At 50.0% G+C, this 24,260-nt stretch carries 23 protein-coding genes; 6 read left to right on the forward strand and 17 right to left on the reverse strand.

Annotation, left to right across the window (positions count from 1 at the left end):
• Positions 1–36: 36 nt before the first annotated feature.
• Together K331_RS29920 and K331_RS0118830 are read left to right on the forward strand one after the other, a co-directional pair.
• On the forward strand, positions 37–684 hold the full coding sequence (locus K331_RS29920) for a helix-turn-helix domain-containing protein (RefSeq protein WP_166653365.1): 648 nt from the start codon (positions 37–39) through the stop codon (positions 682–684).
• Positions 685–714: 30 nt separating this feature from the next.
• The gene (locus K331_RS0118830) at positions 715–1,413 is read left to right on the forward strand and encodes a transglutaminase-like domain-containing protein (RefSeq protein WP_028591521.1); all 699 of its coding nucleotides are present in this window, start codon (positions 715–717) and stop codon (positions 1,411–1,413) included.
• Between the two features lie 181 nt (positions 1,414–1,594).
• Here the strand turns inward: K331_RS0118830 and K331_RS0118835 are convergent, their stop codons facing one another.
• Both K331_RS0118835 and K331_RS0118840 read right to left on the reverse strand, forming a co-directional pair.
• Positions 1,595–1,819, reverse strand: coding sequence for a helix-turn-helix domain-containing protein (locus K331_RS0118835; RefSeq protein ID WP_018885466.1), 225 nt, complete (start codon positions 1,817–1,819; stop codon positions 1,595–1,597).
• Between the two features lie 94 nt (positions 1,820–1,913).
• The gene (locus K331_RS0118840) at positions 1,914–2,270 is read right to left on the reverse strand and encodes a hypothetical protein (RefSeq protein WP_028591522.1); all 357 of its coding nucleotides are present in this window, start codon (positions 2,268–2,270) and stop codon (positions 1,914–1,916) included.
• Positions 2,271–2,487: 217 nt separating this feature from the next.
• Here K331_RS0118840 and K331_RS0118845 point away from each other — a divergent pair, with 217 nt between their 5' ends.
• From K331_RS0118845 to nagA, 3 genes are read left to right on the forward strand one after another with little or no spacing between them, the layout of a single operon-like run.
• The gene (locus K331_RS0118845; protein WP_028591523.1) at positions 2,488–3,348 is read left to right on the forward strand and encodes a MurR/RpiR family transcriptional regulator; all 861 of its coding nucleotides are present in this window, start codon (positions 2,488–2,490) and stop codon (positions 3,346–3,348) included.
• Between the two features lie 3 nt (positions 3,349–3,351).
• Positions 3,352–4,080, forward strand: coding sequence for a glucosamine-6-phosphate deaminase (gene nagB / locus K331_RS0118850; RefSeq protein ID WP_028591524.1), 729 nt, complete (start codon positions 3,352–3,354; stop codon positions 4,078–4,080).
• Entirely contained in the window at positions 4,077–5,303 is a 1,227-nt protein-coding gene (gene nagA, locus K331_RS0118855) for an N-acetylglucosamine-6-phosphate deacetylase (protein ID WP_028591525.1), read from the forward strand. The genes nagB and nagA overlap by 4 nt, the downstream gene beginning before the upstream one ends.
• Before the next feature lie 180 nt (positions 5,304–5,483).
• Here nagA and K331_RS29925 read toward each other — a convergent pair whose 3' ends face one another.
• The 6 genes from K331_RS29925 to K331_RS0118885 all read right to left on the reverse strand — a co-directional run bounded on the left by K331_RS29925 (position 5,484) and on the right by K331_RS0118885 (position 12,335).
• Positions 5,484–6,485, reverse strand: coding sequence for a YhcN/YlaJ family sporulation lipoprotein (locus K331_RS29925; RefSeq protein ID WP_051289914.1), 1,002 nt, complete (start codon positions 6,483–6,485; stop codon positions 5,484–5,486).
• Between the two features lie 133 nt (positions 6,486–6,618).
• Positions 6,619–7,539 (reverse strand): DUF4340 domain-containing protein, encoded by a 921-nt coding sequence (locus tag K331_RS0118865; protein ID WP_028591526.1) that lies wholly within the window; start codon positions 7,537–7,539, stop codon positions 6,619–6,621.
• Entirely contained in the window at positions 7,536–8,930 is a 1,395-nt protein-coding gene (locus tag K331_RS0118870) for a GldG family protein (RefSeq protein ID WP_028591527.1), read from the reverse strand. The genes K331_RS0118865 and K331_RS0118870 overlap by 4 nt, the downstream gene beginning before the upstream one ends.
• 7 nt (positions 8,931–8,937) lie before the next feature.
• On the reverse strand, positions 8,938–9,654 hold the full coding sequence (locus K331_RS0118875) for an ABC transporter permease subunit (RefSeq protein ID WP_028591528.1): 717 nt from the start codon (positions 9,652–9,654) through the stop codon (positions 8,938–8,940).
• Positions 9,651–10,835: an ABC transporter ATP-binding protein gene (locus K331_RS0118880; RefSeq protein ID WP_028591529.1), complete on the reverse strand. Its 1,185-nt coding sequence runs from the start codon at positions 10,833–10,835 to the stop codon at positions 9,651–9,653. Before K331_RS0118880 ends, K331_RS0118875 begins: the two co-directional genes overlap by 4 nt.
• 333 nt (positions 10,836–11,168) lie before the next feature.
• Positions 11,169–12,335, reverse strand: a complete 1,167-nt coding sequence (locus K331_RS0118885) for a serine hydrolase domain-containing protein (RefSeq protein ID WP_028591530.1) — start codon at positions 12,333–12,335, stop codon at positions 11,169–11,171.
• A 171-nt stretch (positions 12,336–12,506) separates the two neighbouring features.
• On the opposite strand from K331_RS0118885, the gene K331_RS0118890 reads away from it, so the two are divergent.
• On the forward strand, positions 12,507–12,950 hold the full coding sequence (locus K331_RS0118890) for an Lrp/AsnC family transcriptional regulator (RefSeq protein WP_028591531.1): 444 nt from the start codon (positions 12,507–12,509) through the stop codon (positions 12,948–12,950).
• Between the two features lie 86 nt (positions 12,951–13,036).
• On the opposite strand, the gene K331_RS0118895 is transcribed toward K331_RS0118890, so the two are convergent.
• The 9 genes from K331_RS0118895 to K331_RS0118930 form a co-directional block, all read right to left on the reverse strand.
• A complete protein-coding gene (locus K331_RS0118895; protein WP_028591532.1) occupies positions 13,037–14,236 on the reverse strand; it encodes an MFS transporter in 1,200 nt (399 codons plus the stop codon).
• Between the two features lie 274 nt (positions 14,237–14,510).
• Complete coding sequence (locus K331_RS0118900; RefSeq protein ID WP_028591533.1) at positions 14,511–15,575, reverse strand: glycosyltransferase family 4 protein; 1,065 nt, start codon at positions 15,573–15,575, stop codon at positions 14,511–14,513.
• Positions 15,572–15,739, reverse strand: a complete 168-nt coding sequence (locus tag K331_RS31975) for a hypothetical protein (RefSeq protein WP_156897685.1) — start codon at positions 15,737–15,739, stop codon at positions 15,572–15,574. Before K331_RS31975 ends, K331_RS0118900 begins: the two co-directional genes overlap by 4 nt.
• A 25-nt stretch (positions 15,740–15,764) precedes the next feature.
• Positions 15,765–16,061 (reverse strand): hypothetical protein, encoded by a 297-nt coding sequence (locus K331_RS0118905; protein WP_028591534.1) that lies wholly within the window; start codon positions 16,059–16,061, stop codon positions 15,765–15,767.
• Entirely contained in the window at positions 16,058–18,997 is a 2,940-nt protein-coding gene (locus K331_RS31080) for a glycosyltransferase (RefSeq protein WP_051289915.1), read from the reverse strand. The genes K331_RS0118905 and K331_RS31080 overlap by 4 nt, the downstream gene beginning before the upstream one ends.
• On the reverse strand, positions 18,994–20,631 hold the full coding sequence (locus tag K331_RS29930; RefSeq protein WP_051289916.1) for a glycosyltransferase: 1,638 nt from the start codon (positions 20,629–20,631) through the stop codon (positions 18,994–18,996). The genes K331_RS31080 and K331_RS29930 overlap by 4 nt, the downstream gene beginning before the upstream one ends.
• A gap of 660 nt (positions 20,632–21,291) precedes the next feature.
• Positions 21,292–22,125 (reverse strand): ABC transporter ATP-binding protein, encoded by an 834-nt coding sequence (locus K331_RS0118920; RefSeq protein WP_028591536.1) that lies wholly within the window; start codon positions 22,123–22,125, stop codon positions 21,292–21,294.
• A 22-nt stretch (positions 22,126–22,147) separates the two neighbouring features.
• On the reverse strand, positions 22,148–23,185 hold the full coding sequence (locus K331_RS0118925) for a FecCD family ABC transporter permease (RefSeq protein WP_028591537.1): 1,038 nt from the start codon (positions 23,183–23,185) through the stop codon (positions 22,148–22,150).
• Entirely contained in the window at positions 23,182–24,207 is a 1,026-nt protein-coding gene (locus K331_RS0118930) for a FecCD family ABC transporter permease (protein ID WP_028591538.1), read from the reverse strand. The genes K331_RS0118925 and K331_RS0118930 overlap by 4 nt, the downstream gene beginning before the upstream one ends.
• Positions 24,208–24,260 lie beyond the last annotated feature (53 nt).

The raw sequence follows: 24,260 nt of genomic DNA on the forward strand, positions 1-24,260 counted from the left end.
ATTCAAGTTACCATCGCCTTAGAAGCTCCGTTTGACATGGACATTGAGGGACAACATATATCTTCCAGCGGGGTCATCATTAATTCCAATGTTACGCATCGCTTGCACGGAATGGGCCAGCCTTTGCTACTGCTGCTTATGGATAGTACATCTACAATGGCGGCAAGCTTCAAGCGCTATATGGGCAGTCAGCCGTATGCGCTATTTCCAGCAGATATAATTGACGATGTCGTCCCATTTATACACAGTGCATCACTCCATATTAAGGATACCGGAGGGTATGTCTCATTTCTGGAGAACCTCTTGCAGCATTTTCATATGGACTACAAGCAACCTGTCATTACGGACCCCCGAATTATAGAGCTTATTCAGCTAATAAAAGCTTGTACGGACTCCGATCACTCAATCAGTAATTTTGCTCGCCAGATCGGCTTGTCCAACAGTAGGCTGTCACATCTCTTTAAAGAAAATACGGGGATATCGCTGAGTGGGTATATTCTGCTCCACAAGCTTCAAAAGGCCTCTTATCTGATCTTCCAGGGACTCCGTATTACAGATGCCGCTATGGCAGCGGGATTCGATAGTCCATCGCATTTAGCCGCCACAAGCAAGAAATTGCTAGGTATGACGGCCAAGGATATTCGCAAAGATAGCGTCTTTTTGCAAGTTTCCTGCCTGCATTAGCTATACAATTAGCGCAAGGAGGTGCTTGTAATGAGTTCATATCTAACGGATACCGTATTACTTGACTACACTCACCCGACGATTCAAGGCCTAATCCGCAGTCGGCAGTGGGATTGTCTACCTGTGAAGGATCAGATTCTTGCCGTATATAATTACGTCCGCGACGAGATCGTCTTTGGCTATAATCGATCCGATGATATTCCAGCCTCCGAAGTACTGCAAGACAGCTATGGTCAATGCAATACCAAAGGTGTACTTTTTATGGCACTGCTAAGAGCTCTCGGCATTCCTTGTCGTATGCATGGATTCACCATCCATAAACAGCTGCAAAAAGGCGCAATAAAGGGCTGGTATTATAGACTGTCGCCCCAGGAAATTCTGCATAGCTGGGTGGAAGTATGGTATGAGGACAAGTGGTTGAATATCGAGGGCTTCATTCTGGACCTTCCTTATCTCACCAAGCTTCAGCAAAAATTCCAGCAATGTACAGGCTCCTTTTGTGGCTATGGCGTTGCTACAGACAATTTTCAGAACCCGCCCATCCATTGGAATGAAAATGACACCTATGTACAAAAAGAAGGAATTGTTCAGGATTTCGGAACCTACAAGAGTCCAGACGCCTTTTTCTCCGCTCATCAACAACAGCTGGGTCCGCTCAAAAAAAAGATCTATAGCCGGATTGTCCGTCATTTAATGAATCGGAATATCAGGCAAATCAGGGAAGAATAGTTCGCAAGGAACGTTCCAACACGGAGCCAAGAGCTCCGTGTTTTTGTTGTTGGTCTCTAATTCTCACCAGGATTTGACTGAATAATAGCAACGAAAAGGAATACCGCACAAAAACCCTCTCTCCCATCCTTCTGCAGAAGGATAATCAAGAAGGTTATGCACCCGCAGGAGCGTAAGTACGTTAGATTTTCAGTTCTCCAAGCTTGATCAGTTCTACGACCGCTTGTGAACGCCCCTTAACATTCAATTTTTGCATTACGTTCGAGATATGGTTTCTCACCGTTTTCTCGCTAATGAATAGCTGCCCTGCAATATCCCGCGTTGTCTTGTCTTGTACCAGCAATTCGAATACTTCACGTTCACGGTGAGTCAGCAAAAATTTGCTTTTGTGGTCGCTGCCCTTCAAGATTCACCCCTCCTTGCTCGGGTTTATGTGGTGTAACAAGGTTAAGGGATACAGTCAACACATTTTATGTTAGGTGAAGGGTGTTGGTTCAGTTTTACTGCAAAAATGGGCAGTTGTTTGCTCGAATGAACTCCCTCCAGCGTTTTGGGGAGAAGGGTTGATAAAAGAGTCTCTCTAGTTCATCATACTGTGACTCGTCCAGTCTCAGGTGGAGTGCTTTGGGGACGATCTTCGAACCAGGCTGGTAGCGCAGCTTCCTGCCTCCTGCTCCGCGCTTCAATGGAATGCGAAACTGTAGCAGATCCTCAAGCCGCTGCCATCCCTCCCAGCTTAATCGCCCTCCACGCTTCCAATCGATGGCATACAATGCAAAATACGAGCCATGTGTGTGCTTTTTCTCCGCAATAATCCAGAGTGAGGGAATGTACTTCTGACGTTGTCGTCGATTCATAGCCAGATATCTCCTTTGCTGCTGGTATCCACGTAATCCATAGTAAATGAACCTGGGGACTTTGTGTAATATTACACACCTGTTCATTATGTTTTTTTGTGGCTATGGACCAGAATCCACTTGCTTTACTATAAATGATTGATTACAATCAAGATGTAAAAATAATTTTCTAAATTTATTTATAATTAATAAAAATAATTTTCAGAGGAGTTTCTACATGACAGCCATACTACATGTGCTGCAGCAGACATTGGAGGGTCTCCCCCCACAGGAGCGCCGGATTGCGGAGATTATTTTGCATACTCCCTCCGAAGTTCCAGGCTGGACGATTAACCAACTGGCATTACAGAGCGGGACAAGTCCCGCAACGGTGACACGTTTTTGCAAAGCGTTCCATTTCAAAGGCTTTCCCGATTTCAAAATGAAGCTGGCTGCCGAGATCTCTCAGCCCGCTCAGGAGACGGCCTATCAGGATATTGTAGCAGGCAATCCCCTATCCCGAATCGTAGAAGCAATCGCCGCCAATCATCTGGCCTCCATTTCAGATACAACCAGGCTGCTAGATATGGAACGACTGGAAAAGGCCGTGGAGCTGCTATGTCGAGCTAATCGCATTGACCTGTATGGAATGGCAACCTCCTCCATTGTGGCTCAGGATTTCTATCAGAAGCTGGTACGCATCGGCAAGAACAGCACAGCTTTTGCCGACTCCCATATGCAGATCACTTCAGCCTCGACACTCGGGTCAGGAGATGTAGCGCTCGCTGTATCTTATTCCGGTGAGACCCCCGAGACGATTGACGCACTGCGTGTCGCAAAGGAAAACGGGGCAGCTACGCTATCGCTCACCTCTTACGGTAGCAATACACTTGCCCGAATTGCGGACTTTCCGCTGTTCTCATCCTCGCTGGAGGAAGGAATGCGCAGGGGTGATATGGCTTCGCGTATTGCGCAGCTGCATGTGATTGATATTTTGTTTACAGGTATGGTGAGCGCTGGCTTTGACCACTACATTCCAAGACTGGAGCATTCCTACCGCAACGTACAGAAGACTCGTAAACATCAGGGAGGCGAATGAAGGATGAATATTCGAATTTTTGAACACGAGGATGACCTAAATGCAGCAGGAGCAGGCATCATTGCAAGCCTCCTTCAGACCAAGCCCCGTGCCACCCTCGGCCTTGCAACCGGAAGCTCACCGGTAGGCATTTATCGCCATTTAACCGCGATGTACCGCAGGGATCTGATCAGCTTTGCTCAGGTATCCACAGTGAACCTTGATGAATATGTCGGATTATCTTCTGACCACCCCGAGAGCTACCGCAGCTTCATGAACAAGCACCTTTTTGACGAGGTTAACATCCCAATCGCCAATACGCGTGTGCCGAATGGAAATGCTCCTGATCTACAGGCAGAATGCGCTGCTTATGATCGACTCATTGATGATCGAGGGCCAGTAGATCTTCAACTACTAGGCATCGGACACAACGGCCATATCGGCTTCAATGAGCCTGCTGAGAGTCTGATTGGTGGTACACACGTCGTCGAGCTGGATGAGCAGACACGCACGGCCAACGCACGCTTCTTCGACTCGATTGATGATGTCCCACGTCAAGCCATTACGATGGGGGTTGCTTCCATCATGAAGGCGCGCCAAATCCTGCTGATTGCACGCGGTGCAGATAAGGCGGACATTATTCGCCGAGCATTCACCGGGCCGATCACGACTGCATGTCCGGCATCACTGCTGCAATGCCATCCGTATGTCGTTGTTCTGCTTGATCGTGAAGCAGGGAGTCAGCTGCCATGAGGGGGCAAGAGTCTAAGCCGCAGGTTATGTATGGCGCTGTCGTTACTCCGACAGGCATTATCCATGACGGTGCGCTGGTCATACAGGATGGAGTTCTGCAATATGTAGGCACTATGGAGAACATCCCAGCCCAATGGAAGGATGTCGCCTCCACTCTAGCATCGACAGCAGGAATGTCTTCTGATCAAGCGATAGCATCTGGCTCGCATGGCTACCTGGTACCTGGATTTATAGATATTCATGTCCATGGAGGTAACGGAGAAGACTTTATGGACGCTAACAAAAAGGTACTCGATACCATTACTTCCTTTCATGCCTCACAGGGGACGACTTCTATGCTAGCTACGACCATGACAGCTCCTCGCAAGAGCATCGAGCGTGTACTGGCAGAAGTGCATGCCTATATCCAACAGGATATGCCATACGCTCAATTGCTTGGCGTCCATCTGGAAGGACCCTTTCTCAGTCCCAAGTGGCCAGGAGCACAGAACCCAGAGCATATTGCCCTGCCAAATCTCGAATGGGCACGATCATGGGTCACGCAATATCCTGACTTGATCCGTCAGCTCACATTGGCTCCAGAGCAGGCAGGTGCACTGGAGCTGATAGCCTGGCTGAGTCAGCAAGGAATTACCCCAGCACTCGGACATACCGATGCCACGTATGAAGAGGTTCAGCGAGCGGTCAAGGCTGGACTACGCCACGCCGTGCATACGTTCAATGCTATGACTCCACTGCATCATCGGAAGCCTGGAGCGGCTGGAGCGGTGCTCGGGGATGATCGGATTGAAGCGGAGGTCATAGCCGATGGGATTCACGTTCATCCGGCAGCGGTCGCTTTACTTGCCAGACTGAAGCAGGAGCATAATCTGATACTCATTACGGATGCCATGTCTGCGGCAGGGCTTCATGACGGGAACTATACCCTCGGTGATCTGCCCGTCGTAGTGAAGGATGGTGTCGCACGCCTCGAGGATGGGATCACCCTTGCTGGTAGCACCTTAACCATGATCCGCGGCTTCCGCTTTCTCATTGAAGAAGCTGGCATGAGTCTGGTCGAGGCTTCGCTGACTGCCAGTCTGAACCCGGCACGTTCCATCGGCATGGCAGATCGTGTCGGTTCGCTGGAACAGGGTAAGCAGGCAGATATACTACGCTTGTCCCCTCAGCTTGCGCTTGAGGAGGTATGGATTCAGGGCAGGCAGCTACCGTTGAACCGGTGAAACCTTGAACATACCATCCAACTGACAACCACAGTACATTGCAGCAATGATTCTGGCGGTGCTATACGTTGGATAAAAACAAAAGTCACAGCAGCACCGATCAGGTACTAACTGTGACTTTTGTTCATGGATGGCTCCGTGAGAAATGTACAGAGCATTCCAGAATGCTATCAGTTCGTATTATCGCATAGTATTACCGCGCATACCTTGAGTTCCATTAACCGTTCCGTTCGGTTGGGTCGTTCCAGCTGGAGTCGGGAACAAACGCTCCGTCATCACACGGAACTCATCGGTAATCGCACGTACCGGATGTCCATTCTCCATATCACGGGCAAAAGTGCTCATGCGCTGTGTGAAATGTGGGTCAGCCGATACATATACATTCTCAATCTCTGGAGCAAATTGCTTGACTTTATTGGCAATTTTATTCTTCAATTGTTGTGGCAGCTCTGCAGCTGCTGTGTTGGTATTATACGTGTGAACACCAGCTCTATTCATCATGCCATGATCACGAACACCTGCATTAGAGTTAGCTGCTGCGCCTCTCATCATACCAAGCACGCCTGTACGTGACGTCATGTCCATCCCTTGATCGGCTGGGCCATAGCCTGTATTTCCTCTAACCATGTTCCGCTCACCAGTCATTGGCACACCTGTCGTGTTAGGAGTATTCGTTCCATATACACGGGGACCTCCCAGGTCTGTCGTCCGCTCATTTACACCGTTCATCCCACGAGTGCCATTCATTCCATTTGTGCCATTCATCCCACGAGTGCCGTTCATTCCATTTGTGCCATTCATCCCACGCGTGCTATTCATTCCACGTACGCCGTTTGCACCCATGTTATTCGTATTTACGGCTACATAGGCATCATTATTGCGCAGCATCACGGTAGCATTTCTTACTTCTGCCATTTCAGAAATGCGCTGGGACAACTCCTTGCTGACCCGCAGGTTCTCACTACGACCGTTCGCGCTGCCGTCCATCAGACCATCTCGTCCAGTGGAATTGACACCGTAACGATTCACTCTGTTCATATCCAGAGTCTTCGTTCCATACCGTGTACTGTTCGTGCTAACGTTTCCGTTGCCATCCCGGTATCCACAGCCTGTCACGCTGACCATGCCAGCAATCAGTACAGCAGATAAGGACAAAGAAATAAGTTGTTTCCCTCCAGGCATGAATTCATCCTCCAATATGATAAATTGTGTGACAATCCTAGAATGCGCTCATGAGAGGGCATTTATCCTGCAAGGATATGGGAACACAGTCGTACGCTTTATCATTATGAAGAAAGAAGGTTGCTGAAGAGTGTCATTCTGATTGGGCAGCCTCACTTGCTGATCGGTCGAAGCTAGACACCTCACTCGCTGAGATACCATAGGCCCAATTGCTGCCCGGTGGAACCACCCATACCTTCGCATCGTTGGGAAGCGTCCAGCCTTGGTATACCTCTGTTGGATCTTGCCCTGAGCGTGTGACTGTCAAGGTAAACTGATGTACAGCCCCCTTGAGCTTGGAGGCGGGAAGCAAAGGTAGCTCTGCAACGGTATTCTTAATCTGGTCTGCAATGCCTGAGGCCACTTCATTCGTTACGCGGGTCCCATTCAGCTTCCACTCCGTCTCTGATGTTGTACTGCGGGACAGCATCCATGATGCTTCTCTTCCCTCCCATTCCAGCTGGGTAATCTCGGACTGATCCCACAGGAAAGGTGTAGTATTCACGAATTCAGAATAGCTCAGCAGCAAGGAAGTCATCGTACTATTGGCTATGGACGTAATATCTCCTTCATTCACCCGAGCGTATACCTGATCACCCGTAGGAAGAGTATCTCCAAAAGCAATCTTTGTGACCGTTCCCTGTTCATCCGTAATTTCAATCTCGTCGTGTTGCCCATCCATTCCATATTTAGCAGTCTCCTGCGGGTTCGCTTCAATGACATCTCCGGCTTCTGCTGTCTGCAGCATATCCAGCCATCGCTCTACACCGTATTTATTTAATGGATAGGCATCCGGTTCTTTCATCATCCAGGCCCCATTGTCCTGAATAAGTCGTATAGCTGTCCCATCTTCTCCTTTTCCACGAATTACAATCTCTCGGATTAAGCTCTTATCCTGTTGGACTAATCGCGCTGCTACGGTCTCGGTGCTCCGAAAGAAATTCTCCGAGCTTGCATACCAGAAGCCGGCTATACATATCACGACCAGCAATAATGTAGGCATCCATTTTCTCATGACTGTCTTCTCCTCCACCACAGAAGTGCCCCACCCGCTATCAGCACCAGCGGAATTCCGACCACAGTAATGGCGAAGATGGTCCGGGCTTGAACAGGCGTCAAATAGGCCAGCTCATAGCCTTGCTGTTGTCGCGGTCTGATCGACAGATCGTTGGAACGCTCCAGCAGATGATTATAGCTATTCAGCGCCAGATCCCGATTGCCTCCATTCATCCATTCCGTATCACTGAACAGGGCCGAGCTGCCTAGAATTATCGCCTTGGACTTGCCCTCTGCTGTATCAGCCGCATACCCTAGATTTACTGGTCCCTGAATATCAGTACCTTCATTAAAGCTCGTATCTCCATTTAACAGGCCCTTAATATCTAGCTCTCCATAGCTGTCTCCCGAGCTCTGCATGAGAGAGGTCAGCTGCCAATTGCTCTGCTCCTCCTCGGATGTGGTCAAAGCAATAGACAGAGACAGCATGGGCAGCAGATTGGCTGAAGCCAGCTTCGACGTAATCGGATGCTCTCCAAGACTAGGCACAACCCACAGTGGTCCCAGTGTACTCGTCTGGGTACGATCCACTGTGACGGCATGCAGGTCCTTCACGCCATAGTCAGAAGCCAAGGCATCAATATTACTCCAGCTCTCTGCCATATCATCCTTGAATCCAAGTGCTAGAAGAAGCTTGCCGCCATTGCTCAAATATTCACGAATCAGCTTCAGCTCCTGATCACTAAGATCACGTTGCGGACCTATGATCGCTAGTACATCCGTATCCTCAGGAATAGCTCCATCCCGATTCAGTTGAAGCTCGGTAGCCGTAGCGTTGTACTGCTCCAAAGACGAATGTAGCCCCGTCATTTCTGATAGTGGAATCTCTTCATGCCCGCTCAGGAAGGCAATCTTATGCGTATCCGAAGAGGACAGAGACATCAGACTTGAGGTGAGCTGCTCCTCCCCTGCGAACTCGTAGCCATTGCCATCTGCCGTGGCACGGAACAAAGTACCGATATCCACGACTCGGCTCTGATCTCCCTGCAGGAGCACAATCGAGGCGGATGAGACACCATACTGCCGCGCGAGTGCAGGCTCCTGATTCAATTCATACTCCTCCACAGACAGCTTGCTGCTGCGTTTCTTATATTCTTCAAGCAGATCAGAGACATCCTGATTCAGAACCTGATTCTGCGCACTACCTACCGTAAAGGACAAAATGCGCACATCCTGCCGGATCGACTTCAGCACACTCTGTGTCTGCTCAGACAGGGTGTACTGCTTATTCGCGGTTAGATCGAGCTGAAAGCCGCCAATCGAACGAAGAAACAACGTAAGCAGAATGAATATTCCAACTGCAGCCAGAGATAACACCACACTGTTTCCATGTCCCAGCCATTTTTTCATGTTCCGTTCACCTCCACCGTTTCCGTTCCACAACCTGTATGCTGAACAGCAGGAACAGTGCGGACAGTGTTATATAGTAGATGATGTCGGCTCCATTCAGGATGCCCTTCAGGAATCCGTTAAAACGACTGGATAAGGAGAAGGGCTGAAGCCATTTCATAATAGCCGTGTTGCTGCTGCCTCCGAGTGAATCAAGCATCCACAAAGAGAGCAATATAATGAAGCCGGCTATGGCCGCCACCATCTGATGTCGCGACAGAGACGAAGCGAACAGACCAATCGCCATCATACCAGCCCCCATAAGGAATAACCCGAATGCGGAGGTGAAGAGTATAACGAGGTCCAGCTCTCCGAACTGGGACATTAATAACGGATAGAGCAAATTAAGTAAGACCAGCACCAGCAAGAATACGAGCGAGGATAAGTATTTACCTAGAATAATCTCTGTCGTACTCGCTGGTGAGGTTAGTAATAACTCGTCAGTACCCTGACGGAATTCCTCAGCCATCAGTCTCATCGTCAAGAGTGGAATCACGAAGATGAAGACAGATAATGTATCCCCGAGTACCAAGCGATAATCTACGATACTTGGCTGATAAAACACGAAGCTTGAGTAGAACAGTAACCCCGACAGGAGCATGTACACGGCAAGTATCCCGTACGACATAGGTGTCCATAGATAGCCATGCAGCTCCTTTCGACAGATCGCAAGCATTCTTCTCATCGCTTGTCCTCCTCTGCTGAATTCTGCTTGTCCAGTGTGGAGCTCGACGATTCAGGCTCGTCCGTTGCAGGAGTATCCTGTGCGGAAGACTCTACCTGATTCGGAACGGTCTGCTGTGAATCTTCCGCTGAGATTATCTCTTCCGATGGGGAGGAGGCGCGTTCCAATGTCAGCTGCTGGAATATCTGCTCCAGACTTGGCTGTTCTCGCTTCATTTCCAGGATAGGCAGGTTCGCCTCGGATAAAAGATAGAATAACGGCTCACGGAAGTCCTCAGCCGTATTTCCTTCAAGGAACAGACGAGTAGTCCCGGAAGCTGATAGCTGATGTATATCGTCTTCACGTTGACTTGGAAGCTGCGCTGCTCCAGTTAAAGTGTTCGTAGGTGATGTATTCGCAGGTAACGTGTCCACAGCACCAGCTATCTGAGCCTTGGCATATGACCATCCTTCCAGTACACTCATGACTTGCTGCCGCTCCCCCTTGACCTCCAGCGTTACTTTGAAGGCTTCATTCACGCTTCCTCTTATTGCTTGCGGATCACCATCCAGGACAATCTCCCCCTCATGGATGATCAGCACTCGGTTACAGAGCATGCTTACCTCAGGCAAAATATGTGTACTAAGCAGTACGGTATGTTCTTCCCCCAACTCACGAATCAGATCCCGGATTTCCATAATCTGATTAGGGTCCAGCCCCGACGTAGGCTCGTCCAGCACAAGTAAATCTGGCCGATGGAGGATAGCCCCCGCAAGGCCAAGTCTTTGCTTGTATCCCTTGGACAGGCTCCGAACAAGCTGTCGTTCCCTTCCATTCAGCCCTAGTCTGCTAATCATTTCGCTAATGGTCATTTTTTGTTCACGGGCAGGGACATTTCGCAGATCCGCTACGAATCTCAGATAACCTTGTACGGACATTTCTGAATACAGAGGCGGTGTCTCTGGCAAATAACCAATTCGTGATCTTACCCGCTTCCCTTCATCATGCACGGAGATCCCATTCACCAGCACTTCTCCCGAGGTGGGGTACAGATATCCTGTAATCATTCGCATCGTCGTAGTCTTTCCGGCTCCATTTGGCCCCAGAAAACCAACAATCTCACCGGGCTGGATGCTGAAGTCAAGCTCTTTGACCCGCATCCGGCCATCATAAGCTTTGCTAACCTTCTTCACATCAAGCACATCACTTCATCCTTTCTCCGCATATTCCCGCCTTTGTGAACGGGAGGCTGTACCACTATATCTAATAACTACTAATTCTCGCTTAAAGTTATCTAAATGCAAGCTTAAAATAATGTGTCTAACTTGTGAACTAATAAATCATAAATATCGCTTTCCCCTTTATTGCTATTTGACTTGCTGAGCCTGAATAAAAAGAAACTGCTCCTGCCAGAGCCGACGACGAAAAATGAGCGCCGCAAGCACTGTAAGAACAGCTGAAAAGGTAGAAAAAATCCTGATATCCATATAGAGTCTACATACTCCAAAATTTGTTCAAGATAATGTTCTTACTCATTACTTATCTTCTCGAATACCCTTGTAGACAGATTCGCACAGCTCCGTTGTAAACCTGCCTGACATTCCTTCAAGCGCCGTATTAGTGAACGATACAACACTAAGCTCCTCACTCGGATCAACAAACCAGGAATGCCCATAGGTGCCGCCCATCCGCCACGTTCCCGGCGATTCAGGTGTATTGGCATCCGCTGGGTCTTTAAGCAGCGTGAAACCAAGTCCAAAGCCTCTTCCCGGCCAATAGGGCATCACAAGGTTACCAATTTGATTGGTTGTCATTTCTGCGACAAGAGCCTTAGGCAGAATCGGATTTCCTCCCTGCCGCAAAGCTTCCAGCAGTTTAAGAAAGTCTCCTGCGCTACCAATCATACCAGCTCCACCAGAAGGATAAGCTGTCTTATCGGTAAACCTATTGGGTGAAAGGCGGAATCCTGCCGTCCCCTCCACGAAAGGAATGGTATCAAAATCGTGCAAGCGCCGGGGCTCTCCAGCACTGTCTGCGTAAGCCGCGGTCAATCGGTCCGCATCCACAGCCTTGAAATCTGTGTCCATCATTGAGAGCGGATGAGTTACAAGCAACCGTACAGCTTCACTTAGCGGCATTCCAGTTACCTTTTCGATGACCGCTCCGAGCACGTCTGTTGCTATGGAATACCTCCACATTTTCCCCGGCTCATATAGAAGCGGGACAGAAGCGAGTCTTTGCAGATTCTCTTCAAGGGTAATTCCTGCCAGGTCCATGCCGTCCGATACCCCGGCAAGCTCATAAGTTCCCGATTCTTCCTGGAAGAAACGGTAGGTTAAGCCGGCAGTATGTGTCATCAGATGGTGAATGCTTATAGAGGCATACTGTCCGTTTGGCAGTTTGGGACGAAAGGCGGGCAACCATTTTTCCACCAGATCATTTAACTGCAATCTCCCTTGCGAAATTAATACTAAAGCTGCCGCTGACACGATCGGCTTGGTTACCGAAGCATATCTAAACAAAGCATTTTCCTGCATCGGTCGTTTCTGCTCGCGGTCGGCCCAACCAGCAGACCTGTGGTAGACAACATTTCCGCCTGATGCAATTAGGACGACGGTACCCACGATCCTTTTTTCCTCAAGTGTGTGGTCAATGACCTCATTGACGCTTTTATGCAGCCATTCCAGATCTATTTTTCTCATGCTTCTCATCCTCTCCTGCTGTAATTCACTTGATTTTTTATAGCAAGTGTGTTTATTATATAAATAATTTCTGCCACCTTACATAAAGAAAACAAGTTATACAAAGAAATTTTCGATGATTTTAAAGGCATTTAAAATAAATGGATTTTAAATTAAAGGAGGATGATTTTCTTGGACGAAATCGATAAAGACATCCTGCTCCATTTGCAGAATCAGGCGAGATTATCAATGACAGATTTAGGAAAGCTAGTGGGGTTATCTCAGCCAGCTGTTACTGAACGTGTAAAACGCATGGAAGAAAAGGGGGTTATCGAGGAATACCGAACCGTCATTTCTTCGCAAAAAATGGGTAAGCAATGTACAGCCTATATGCTAGTTCGGACCCGTAATTGCTATCCATTCCTTGATTTTTGTCGTTCATCACCGGAGGTCACGGAATGTTACCGGATAAGCGGAGAGCATAATTATTTATTGAAGGTCCTCACGGAAACAACCCAGGAGCTGGAAGGGTTTGAACACCGGTGCGATCAATACGGAACCTATACGACTATGATCGTCATGTCTTCACCAATCGCTTACAAAAATCTCATTGGAGAAACAGATTTGCTCGCATAAGATGTACTTCTCTAATCCCAAAAAAATGAATCCGCCATACAGCGGATTCATTTTTTTGCTTATGTTACATATACTCTTGGGCTCCTTTAGGAAGGAAACCCATGCTTTTTAGCTTGCCAAGCTGCAAGCAAAGAGAGAAGCAACAGGATAATTAATGCTCCCGGAAGGAATCGGGCTCCGAGCAACTCGAGAAGAAAGCCACCAATAATGCCTCCCCCGCCTATGGCCACATTCCACGCAGTAACCAGCATTGATTGGGCTATATCTGCGCTTTTCCCTCCAGCTTGTGCTATTGCTGTTTGCAGTAAAGTGGCTGCCCCGCCAAACGTAAGCCCCCACGCTGTAATAGCAAGCATGATGATTACAGGCTGATTCATTCCGATTCCCAAGGCTACAGAAGCCAAGGCAAATCCTGTGATGCTGATTAAAACCAGCATTCTTAGAAAACGGTCAATCAGTATGCCTATTACCCAAATGCCAACAACCGAGGTAATTCCAAAAATAAGAAGAACCAAATCCACTCGCTGAGCAAACACGGTCTCCGCAAGATACGGTGCAATATAAGTGTACAAAATATTATGAGCCAGTATCCATGTCAAAACGACGAACAAAATTGTGCGCACTCCAGGAAGCAGGAAAACCTTGTGAAAAGGGACTTGATCCCCAGCTGGCTCACCTGCATAATCCGGCACCTTCCAGAGCACCCAGCCAATAAGCGCTACAGTCAGTAATGATACAGCTCCGAAAATGAGACGCCACCCTGTATATGTTCCAAAAAAAGTACCAAGCGGAACGCCAAGCGCCAATGCCAGCGGAGTGCCGACCATGGCTACGGCCATCGCTTTTCCTTTCAGCGAATCAGGTACCATGCGCCGTGCATAACCGGCCGTCATCCCCCACAGAACACCTGCCGAGACACCTGCGAAGAAACGTGCGACAAGCGTCAGCACATAAACAGAAGATAACGCGGTGATGGTGTTAAATACAAGAAAACCGATGATGCACAGCAACAGAAGCGGTCGACGCCTCCACCCACGGGTAGCCGTTGTCAAAGGAATGGCGGCCAGAAGCGATCCAATCGCATAGAGAGTGACCAATTGTCCAGCAAGAGCTTCTCTAACCCCAAGATCCTGTGCAATTTGCGTCAGTAATCCAGCAGGCAGGCTTTCCGTAAGAATGCAGATGAAGCCCGCCATGGCTAAAGCTAGCAACCCGGCCCACGGAAGACGTTTGGAAGACGACACATTAGCCCCGCCTTTTCTTACAAGAGCAGTGTTTAAGTTCACGAAAAAATCTCCTTTATTTATTTTTTGCCGCTTAAAAGGCTTTCGCTTCCGTATAAGCTTATATAAATAAAACACTTTTTTACATGGATGATTAACGGGGGACGAAGTGAATTAAGAGGAAAATACATTTGTTTTCATAGAAATCCTTTGATTTTAAAAGCAAAAAAGCAGCATCGTCAGATGCCGCCTAATGATAAATCATAATCGCCGAGCTTGAAGCGTTCGATAGGGATGAATGTGAATTTCTCTTTCCCCCGTATTGGATCGTGTCTTTCTACCCGATTGCATGGAGCATCTTCATAAATTCCATACAATATTTCTCAGCGCTGAATTCTTGCTGCAGATGCTTGAGCCCAGCCTCACGAATATCGTCCCTATGTCTCGGATCATTCATCAGCTCCTTGGCGCCACGTACAGCTTGCTCAATATCCCCCAGCATATAGCGCTTGCCAGTGACATTATGGATGACCGAGGCCGTCACACCATCTGAGTTCGAGGCGAGTACAGGGCATCTGCAGCTCAGTGCCTCCAGTATCGATAACGGAGCGCCCTCTACCTTGGAGGTGGAGCAGAGCAATCCGCCAGAATCGCCTATCTGCGAATAATAATAAGCCATCTGGGCATTCGGTATATTGGAGCGGATCTCCAGGCGAGGTCCCAGCCCCAGTCCCAACACCAGCTGCTCGAATTGCTCACGTTCTGCGGGTACAGACAGACTCGCATCCTCGAACATCCACAGACGTAGCTGGGGATACTCCTGCATCAGTCGATACCCGATGTACAGGAATTCTCTCCAATTTTTGTTGTCCTCGATTCGCCCGATCCAGGCAACAATCGGAGCATCAGGCTTCGATGCCGAATCATAGGTGAAGCTTGTTGTATCAAAGCAATTGTTCATGTGAAACTTCGGAAGGGTCGGATACAGTTCGTTGAAGAGTTTTGCGATATGGGGTGTATTAGGATTCAACAAAGCAGATGCATGGGCCTGAACAATGGGCATAGCTTTGGTCAGTTCTGCACGTGCTACCTCCATCGGACCGTAGCCCTGAATTTCAAGCACAAGCTTGCCTTGGAATCCGAGGCTTCTGAACCGTTCAAAGCTGCTATGATCCGTTGTCACGACGATAACGTCATATTGACCATCCTGCAAAATTCGCCGTGTCTGCTCATCATCCCGAGTGACATGAACCGGGAAGTCCACGGGATTTTGCAGCCCAGCTCCTGGCTCATAATACAGGCATTCGGCCATAATGCCACGCTGGCGAAGTGCTGAGCAGCGCTGGCGATTCAACGTCTCCATACCTCCGCTCGGGATGTAAAAAACAAACAGAACTTTCACTGCGTGCTTCCTCCCCTCCACACTTTCTTGTCTGCCTGTTGGGACACATTAAGCCTCGTGATGGATATAACCAAAATGGATGTCGTGAACATCGCTACGAAGATAACCTTGGACCTGTGACGAACGCTAGTCGAGGCTCCGCTGTCGAATGTGTCTGAACTCATTTCTCCTGCCCTACTTCATGACCCGTCAATCGATCTCAAGCTGTCTTCGCAAAAAGGGTATGTCCGGGATGGTATATTGCTCAGGCAGATTTTGTTGCAGCCTAGTCCAGAGGTCGACTGTTTCGCTTCTCTGCTCCAGCTCCCGGAACCCATCCATGTTAAATAGTCGCTCCTCGTTATACAGCTCATGCGGGTCGAGTGTCTTCAGAAAGGCAGGATCAGGGAATAGGCAAGACGCTGCCAGTAGCTCGGTTAGCTGGTGCTGCCTCTCTTCGGGAAGGACAGGACGCGTCGTGATATTGAATATGGGAATTCTCGTCACTCTTGTGCAGCTCCTTTCACCGAATCTATCGCAGCCTGGTAGACCTGAAGTGTCCGATTCATTAGCGTAGTCGATGACCAATGCTTCTCTGCCCATATTCGGGCCTGTTCTGCTAATTGCTGCCTGTATTCGTGTCCAGTCAACAGTAACTGAAGCGCTGCTGCCAGCTGACGTTCATTTCCCGTCTCTACAATATGACCTGTTACACCGTGCTTGATCATCTCCGGGATTCCCCCGGTGTCCGATGCGACAATGGCCGTTCCCGCCAGCTGTGCCTCCATAATCGAGAATGGAAGATTATCCTGCAAGGATGGCAGCACCATCAGATCTGACTGACGTAGCAGGGCAGGCACATCGCTCCGGTCACCAAGCAGCACTACCCGCTCCTGTAATTGGTATTCCGCAATCATGACGCTGATCTCCTCTCGCAGCACGCCATCGCCGATTAACCAGCAGCGCCACGGAAGCTTGTGCTCAGCGGCCAGCAGGCGCAGTGCCCCCAGCAGCACCCGATGACCCTTCACTGGTACGAGTCTGGCCGGACAGCTGATGATGGGTACTCCCTGCTGGAATTCAGCTTGCGTCAGGACAGGCACCTCTTTTGTACGCTTCAGGAAGCCAGCAATGTCCATTCCATAGGGAAGAACGCACAGCGACTCCGGTGGTACCGCGAACTGTCCCATTTCACGAACCAGCCATTCGGTGGGAACGATCGTAGCATCTGCTGAAGTACAGCCATAGTACTCTTCATCTGCAACGTACTTCCAGGCCAGGCTTTCCTTGCTTGTAATGTCCCCGGCATAGACGTGCTCCTTGGCCAGCAGCCCATGAATGGTGGATACGAGTGCGGTAGAGGCTGGCTTGACTCGTGATAGAGCCCGGGTCGAGATAATATCCTGCGTATGAATGAGATCATATTGCTTCAGATTGAACAAGGAGGCTGCCAGCTCGAAGCAATAGCGCTCAATCTCACGATAACGGACCCAAGGCTGAATATGGGGGAGATATTTTTGATACAGGGGCATCAGTCTCTCGTATACCACTTCCTTGATCGGCCATTTGTCCTCTATATGGCTACCATCTGTCAGGTAATAGTGCGCCATATCTGGGTGGTGGGCCAACACATCGACTGTATGCCCTTGCTGCTCCAGCTCTTTTTTGAGCAGGCGCACATAGACGTCTACGCCCCCCACGTGCGGAAGATACCAATAGGTGACGATCAGAATGCGTAAGGATCTAATGTAGGTGGGATGACCTTTGGCTATGAGAGCCGATGATAGATGAGTGCCAGAGGTGGAATCAACTATTGTGGGTGACGGCATAGTCCGGTCAGGAACGTTGGCTGGTGCTTCCGATTGTTTCGCAGAGTCGATCTGATCAAGCGAATGGGAGGACGAGGATTCAGTAGCTTGGATGAGTTCGTTAGATGCACTAGAAGTGGTTGGTGTGGTTGGTGTGGTTGGTGTGGTTGATGCAATAGTTTCGTTAGTTTTGTTAAATGCGTTTGCCGTTGACTCACTTGATGCACTTGATGCACTCGATGCAGCTAATTCCGTTGGAAGGGCTGTTTCGGTTGAGTATGTTAATCCCGTTGGTTCGCTGGAATCGTTGGAATTGGTAAATTCCACTGATGGAGTTGTTGGAGTTGTTGGAGCAGATTGGCTTGATTCACTAGTTCCGGGGGAATGGGATGAGTTACTGGATTTTACAGAGCTAGTAGCATCCCGAGCTTTCCCTTCTTGATTGAAAATATACACACAGCCCGACATCCAGTGCTGACGATTCAAGCCCGACAACGCGCCGATGGCAAGCCGACTACGGCCCAGTCCTGCATCCAATACACATAGGGAGTGACCGAATAATTCATGCTCGACACCCTCCAGTTCATGCAGCACCTGTCCCGAGGAATCCAGTACATAGGTAAGGCCTGCTCTGGAGCCAATAAGCCATTGCTTCTGTCCGCTCAGTCCACTGCCAACGAAGGTTCCGAGCTGCTGGGATGCAAATGTCCCTTCCTTCTGCAGAAGCTCCCGCTGTAGCGCAACAGAATAGACGGTGACGAGTCCTCCACGCTGGTATTTGCGACTGGCATTTGGTGAGCCTATCAGGATATCTGGTATTCCGTCTCCGTCCACATCCTGTACAGCAACACGACTCCCGCCTTCATCATAAGCGCGGCTTCCCCGCCATTCGCCCAGCACGCCGTTCGGTGCGCAGATCATCACTCTCCCACTGCGTGTCATCCCATCTGCATGATAATGAGGAGCACCGATGATCAGTTCATCTCGTCCATCACCATTGACGTCACCTGCCGCCAGTGATAGACCCAGTCCCTCTCGGGCATTTCCCATGAAGCGAGCCAAAATCTGCTTTCCATCTTGCTTGTAGACGGTAACCATTCCGTCCTGTTCCGTGCCATACATGTCTGTCTGATGGGAGGACACCGCTACCTCCGGTACCCCGTCCCCATCCCAGTCCAGAATGGCCAGTTGAGATCCCAGACGAGCATAATCCTCCATCCCTTGCCAGCGATATAGCAATTCTCCCGACACGCCAGAGAAGACACGGATCTCTCCGCACTCTACGCAGGTGAGACTACTTGCCCGTGGAGAGGCTACAACAATCTCAGGAACGCCATCACCATTGAGATCTCCAAGCGCAAGAGCTGCTCCGAAGCAATCACCGTTGTTATTTCCCTCCAATGTATACAGTAGCTCCATATCACGGGTGTAGACATATACTCTGCCGCTAAATGGATACGGGATAGGGTTCACTCCATTTTTATCCTCTACATAAGTGGCTGTACTGGCTGCGATAATCCATTCTTCCTGTCCGTCTCCGTTAATATCTCCCGCTAGAATACGGCTTCCGAATCGGTCATGCTCCCCCTCTCCCTCCACTTGCTTCCATAGATAAAAGGGCTGTTGCTCACTCATTCATTCTCCACCTCTCCAAGTACAGCTGTAATCCTGAGTTCACTGGATGTATGCAAAGTGATCTTCTGCGTATAAGGCTTGTAATCTTCCTTCACACATACAAGCTCATAGCTTCCAGGCTGAACATCACTTAGTTGAAATGCTCCGTCATGCCCGCTTCTCGCGTTGTACAATACCATCCCGGCACAATCGAGCAAATGAAGACCTGCATCTGGGATCGGCTGCGCTGTTGTCGCAGCTGTTACAACGCCTGATATGTCAGACATCTCACGGGCTAGTGATTCAGGGGCGCCACCTGCCAGGAATATGCTGCTCTGCTCTGTTCTCTTGGGCATCATGAATTCTAATAACTCCCATGGATGAGAGCATGTTATGTGATCCATCTCGGTGGTGTTTGTGGTGTTTGATGAAGCAAGGTTGGTGGCAGCATGTGTCTCCGTATATATGTCCAAAATTCGCTTCGTCATCACAGCTTCATCCCATTCGCCTCGCTTGGCTAATGCTTGCTGCGATTGACGGTGTCTCAGCACAGGGTCGTCGATTAATAGAGCAAGCCTTTGATACAGCATATCCGCATTAGCTGGCTCAACCAGGAAGCCATCCTCCCCATCATGAATCATTTCCACGATGCCGCCTACGCCAGAAGCCACTACGGGCTTTCCGGCACTTTGGGCCTCGATAATGGAATACGGAAGATTGTCCTGCAGCGATGGAAGCACCACAATATCCGCACGGGACAATAGCTGGGGAATATCCTTGCGCTTGCCAAGCAAATATACAGAAGCCTCCAGACCAAGAGTCGCAATCTGCTCCTCCAATGTCTTCCTGAGCATACCATCGCCAATGATCCAGCAGACGAATGGATGACCGGAATCACGTAGCTTGGCAAGCGCCTTCAACAGGTATACATGTCCCTTGATGGCGACCAGTCGTGCCGGACAGGCAATGACAAGCTTATCCTCTTCTTGAGCATGCATAGGTACAGCTTTCATTAACGGCAAGGACATGCTGTGGACATAAAGCTCCTGATCCAAGCCATAGGGAACAAGATCCGTACTGGCGTGGTGGACGCCCAGATCCCCCAATCTGCGAGTCAGCCAGCGGGAGGGGACAATCAAGCGATCAGCAGACCTCACCCCGCTGTACTCCTCACAGACAAGATACGCGCGTTCTTGAGCAGTCCGATAGCGAATTTCACCATTTACTACCCACTCCGTAGCCAGACACCCATGAATGGAGAAGATTAATGGGGTACGCGCAGGCTTATACTTGGCACAAACTGCAGAGGCATAAATATCGTGAGCATGAATGATGTCATATTGCCCCAGCTTCGCCTGGATACAGGCCAGACCAAAAGCTGCCTTCTCGATCTCCTTTCGCAGAAGCCAGCTTGTCAGGGTGATCTGTTCCTGCTGCATGCGTGCCATAATGGCTGCCTCAGCTTGATCCAGAAGCGGCTGCTTGGGGATCAGTCGTCCTTCTTTTACCAAGTAATAATGAGAGAGATTTGGATGCTGAGCGAGCACCTCCACCTCATGACCCAAATCTTCTAGCCGTGAGGACATGCCCTGCAAATGTGTCGTCACTCCGCCTGTATGGGGGTATGGCCAGTAGGTTACAAGCAAAATCTTCAAACGAAGCCCTTCCTTTCCCGAACAACCGCTCACCTTACTGAGCAAATGTCACGATACGAACCCATCCCTTGGGTGAAAATCTTCGATCCTTGCAAAAGCATAGGTCACAAGGAGTTATACTATTTAATATATTCCACTCGTTGCCGTTGGTATGGACCTTAGTTGAAGCTATGGAACGAAAAAAACCTCAGGGATTCTTCTGAATCCTTCTGAGGTAGATTGTGGACTATTTCAAATATCAATGTGGGTCTAAGACCGCTGCAAGCAGGGAGCCCTCTCGACCACTGTTAAGCTTGTTGTTCTTGAACTAAGTTGTTAGCAGTTGAACAGCAAGCTTAAAGGCGGACACGGTCGTTTCTCTAGGTCTTCCCCACTTTCCGCTAACCATTACGCTCTACAGATCATTAAAACCTGAAATTAGATCCGGTCAAGGTGCTAGTTTCCATTATTAGTTTCTATTGTTAGTTATTATATCGCTATTTCTATTAATGACTATCACTATGTCTATGGCTACTCTCTAAAACTGCAATCTATAACGGCCCTCTACTACGACTCAAATATAATACGGTTATTAATCTCTAATCTCTAATGATTTTCTCTAATGATTTTCTCTAATCATTATTCACTCATCTCATATTTCCCATCTCATATACTACTCACTTATACATACTGAACGTTCTTCTTCGAGCGTTGCACCAATCTCCTGCCTTTACCGTGCGGAATGACAAGGGGAGTCCCAAAAATAGGGTCTGTGTCGATCTGACAACTCAGACCAAAGACAGCCTGAACCATGTCCTTCGTCAAAACGATCTCTGGTGGCCCCTCGGTCCATACCGACTTGTCATGGACAGCCACAATGTGGTGTGCGTAGCGGCAGGCCAGATTCAGATCGTGCAGCACCATCACCACAGTACGCCCTTCCCGTTCATTTAGCTCAAACAACAAGTCTAGAATTTCAATCTGATGCGCCAGATCAAGGTAGGTCGTAGGCTCATCCAGTAACAACCAATCTGTATCCTGTGCAAGTGTCATGGCAATCCAGGCCCGCTGTCGCTGCCCACCAGACAAGGAGTCTACCGTACGCTCCGCGTAGACACTCATCCCTGTCTTGTCGAGCGCTTCACGAACGACTCGCTCATCCTCACGGCTCCATTGCTTCAGCCAGCTCTGATGGGGATAGCGTCCCTGGCGTGCCAACTGCAGCACCGTCAGCCCCTCAGGAGCGGTCGGCCCTTGTGGGAGAATAGCTAGCTTCCGGGCTACCTCCTTCGTTGGCATTTGCAGCAGATCCTTGCCATCCAAGAGCACACTACCCTGCTGTGGCCGCAGCAAGCGTGCCACTGTACGTAATAATGTTGATTTGCCGCATCCGTTGCTGCCGACAAATACCGTTATTTTTCCGGCTAATAGCTCTAGATCGAGCCCTTCAATGACCGGATCTCCTCCGTAGGAGATCGTTAAGTCACGAATGTCGAGTCCGCCTGTCTGTTGCATGGCAATTCACTCCCTATCCTGATTAATGACGTCGATGACGAAGCAGCAGCATGATGAAGAATGGAGCGCCGATTGCGGCGGTGAATACGCCCGCTGGAATATCCAGCGGCTGAAAGAGCGTCCGTCCTGCGGTGTCCGCCAGCAAGAATAGCAATGCTCCGACTAGCGCTGCGGCGGGTAGCAGCCCGCCATAGGATGGTCCGACAAGTCTGCGCGCAATATGTGGCCCAAGCAGGCCGATGAAGCCGACAGCTCCCACCAAGGCAACGGCCGATCCTGCCAATGCCACCGTAATCAGGAGCAAGCCCAGGCGCTGACGCTGTACAGCTGCGCCTACGCCAGCAGCCACCTGCTCGCCCAGCTCATGCACATTCAGATGTCGTGCGCAGATCATTGCAAGCGGTATAAATATCAGCGTCCACGGCAGCAGCGTCAGCACCTGCTCCCAGGAGGCTCCATATACGCTGCCAGTCAGCCAGATGTAAGCACGGCTCGCTGTGGTGATTGAGCTGAACGACAACATGAGCATGGTCAGGGAACTTGTACCCGCTGAGATGCCAATGCCGATCAATACGAGGCGAATCGGTGAGACGCCATCCTTCCAGGCAAGGGCATAGATCAAGCCAGACACGAGAGCAGCACCGAACATGGCAGCAAGCGGTAGCCAGCGAATGCTGAGCTCCCCTCCGAGGAAAGCAATAAAGGCAACGGCAGCGACCGATGCTCCCCCTGTCATCCCGAGCACATCCGGGGAAGCCAGCGGATTACGAATTACTCCCTGCAGGATAGCCCCTGCCACACTGAGACCCGCTCCGGCCAACATCGCCAGCACAAGCCGAGGTAGACGAAGCGTACCAATCACAAAAGCTGAATCTCCCCCCTGGCCAACAAGCGTAAGCAGCACTTGCCACGGTGACTCCCACTTGCTACCGAGAGACGCTCCCAGCACGAATGACATCATGAGAAGAAGCATCAATACCAGCAATGTCAGAGCAATTCGTCGATCAGCCAGAAGGGATATACGCTCTTGACGACTACGAATCGGAACAAGACGACTCATCCTGCGGCCTCCTTCCCCCGAAATCCAGTACGGGCAATATAAATGAAGAATGGCATACCAATTAGTCCAGTCACGACTCCAAGCGGTAGCTCTCCCGGCTGCACTGGGAAGCGGGCGACAATATCCGCAGCAAGCAGCAGAATTCCGCCAAGCACGGCACTGTATGGAATGACCCAGCGATAATCAGTTCCGGCCAGATAGCGGGCAAAATGTGGCATAACCAGTCCAACGAAGCCGATGGCTCCCGCCACCGCTACCGCACTACCCGCCAACAATACGACTGCAGCGGCAGCAATGGCTTTGACGAGCAGGGTACGCTGACCAAGACCTTTGGCTACATCCTCACCAGAGCTGAGCACAGTTAGCGGGTAACCGAGCCCCAGAGCCGCGATTCCACCTGTAATCATATAAGGAAGCACCTGCTGTAGCAGCGGCAGCTCCTTGCCTGCTACCGAGCCTGCCAGCCAGAACAGTACATTTTGCAAGCCTGATTCGTCCAGCACGAGCACGCCCTGAGTCATGGCGCCGAACAAAGCGCTGAGCGCGGAACCAGCCAGCACTAGCCGAAGCGGTGACAGGCCTCCGCCTCCTAATGAACCAAGTACATAGACTAGCAGAGCTGCAATCGCAGCGCCTGCGAAGGCTGCCCACACGAGCTGTGACAGCGAGGACAACGGCAGAATTGTGAGCGCCAGAACCACCGCTAGCACAGCACCGGCATTGATCCCGAACAGCCCCGGTGAAGCCAGGGGATTGCGAGTAAGGGCTTGCATGAGTGCCCCGGCAATCGCCAGCGCTGCACCAACAGCCAAGGCGAACGCAGCCCGTGGTACACGCGTAGTCATGATGATCAATTGCTCATTGTTGGCCGGATTGTAGCTGACGAGCGCCTCCAGCGTTGTAGACGGGGCAATAGGTGTCGTTCCGAGTGCGATGCTGCCGATAAAAGCGACAGCAAGCAGCAACAGCGCGGCCACAAGGCCGATCAGCTTGCTACGGTTACGTTGCAAAAGTGGCTTCACGATGATCCTCCCTCATATCATGGTGCACAAACATCCAGGGCCAATGAAAAAAA

Source organism: Paenibacillus massiliensis subsp. panacisoli DSM 21345 (assembly GCF_000426545.1).
Classification (GTDB): domain Bacteria; phylum Bacillota; class Bacilli; order Paenibacillales; family Paenibacillaceae; genus Paenibacillus; species Paenibacillus panacisoli.

Coding starts and splice junctions, on each gene's coding strand:
- K331_RS29920 (WP_166653365.1), top strand. CDS start 37: ATGGACATTGAGGGACAACATATATCTTCCAGCGGGGTCATCATTAAT.
- K331_RS0118830 (WP_028591521.1), top strand. CDS start 715: ATGAGTTCATATCTAACGGATACCGTATTACTTGACTACACTCACCCG.
- K331_RS0118840 (WP_028591522.1), bottom strand. CDS start 2,270: ATGAATCGACGACAACGTCAGAAGTACATTCCCTCACTCTGGATTATT.
- K331_RS0118845 (WP_028591523.1), top strand. CDS start 2,488: ATGACAGCCATACTACATGTGCTGCAGCAGACATTGGAGGGTCTCCCC.
- nagB (WP_028591524.1), top strand. CDS start 3,352: ATGAATATTCGAATTTTTGAACACGAGGATGACCTAAATGCAGCAGGA.
- nagA (WP_028591525.1), top strand. CDS start 4,077: ATGAGGGGGCAAGAGTCTAAGCCGCAGGTTATGTATGGCGCTGTCGTT.
- K331_RS29925 (WP_051289914.1), bottom strand. CDS start 6,485: ATGCCTGGAGGGAAACAACTTATTTCTTTGTCCTTATCTGCTGTACTG.
- K331_RS0118865 (WP_028591526.1), bottom strand. CDS start 7,539: ATGAGAAAATGGATGCCTACATTATTGCTGGTCGTGATATGTATAGCC.
- K331_RS0118870 (WP_028591527.1), bottom strand. CDS start 8,930: ATGAAAAAATGGCTGGGACATGGAAACAGTGTGGTGTTATCTCTGGCT.
- K331_RS0118875 (WP_028591528.1), bottom strand. CDS start 9,654: ATGAGAAGAATGCTTGCGATCTGTCGAAAGGAGCTGCATGGCTATCTA.
- K331_RS0118885 (WP_028591530.1), bottom strand. CDS start 12,335: ATGAGAAAAATAGATCTGGAATGGCTGCATAAAAGCGTCAATGAGGTC.
- K331_RS31975 (WP_156897685.1), bottom strand. CDS start 15,739: ATGAGTTCAGACACATTCGACAGCGGAGCCTCGACTAGCGTTCGTCAC.
- K331_RS31080 (WP_051289915.1), bottom strand. CDS start 18,997: ATGAGTGAGCAACAGCCCTTTTATCTATGGAAGCAAGTGGAGGGAGAG.
- K331_RS0118920 (WP_028591536.1), bottom strand. CDS start 22,125: ATGCAACAGACAGGCGGACTCGACATTCGTGACTTAACGATCTCCTAC.
- K331_RS0118925 (WP_028591537.1), bottom strand. CDS start 23,185: ATGAGTCGTCTTGTTCCGATTCGTAGTCGTCAAGAGCGTATATCCCTT.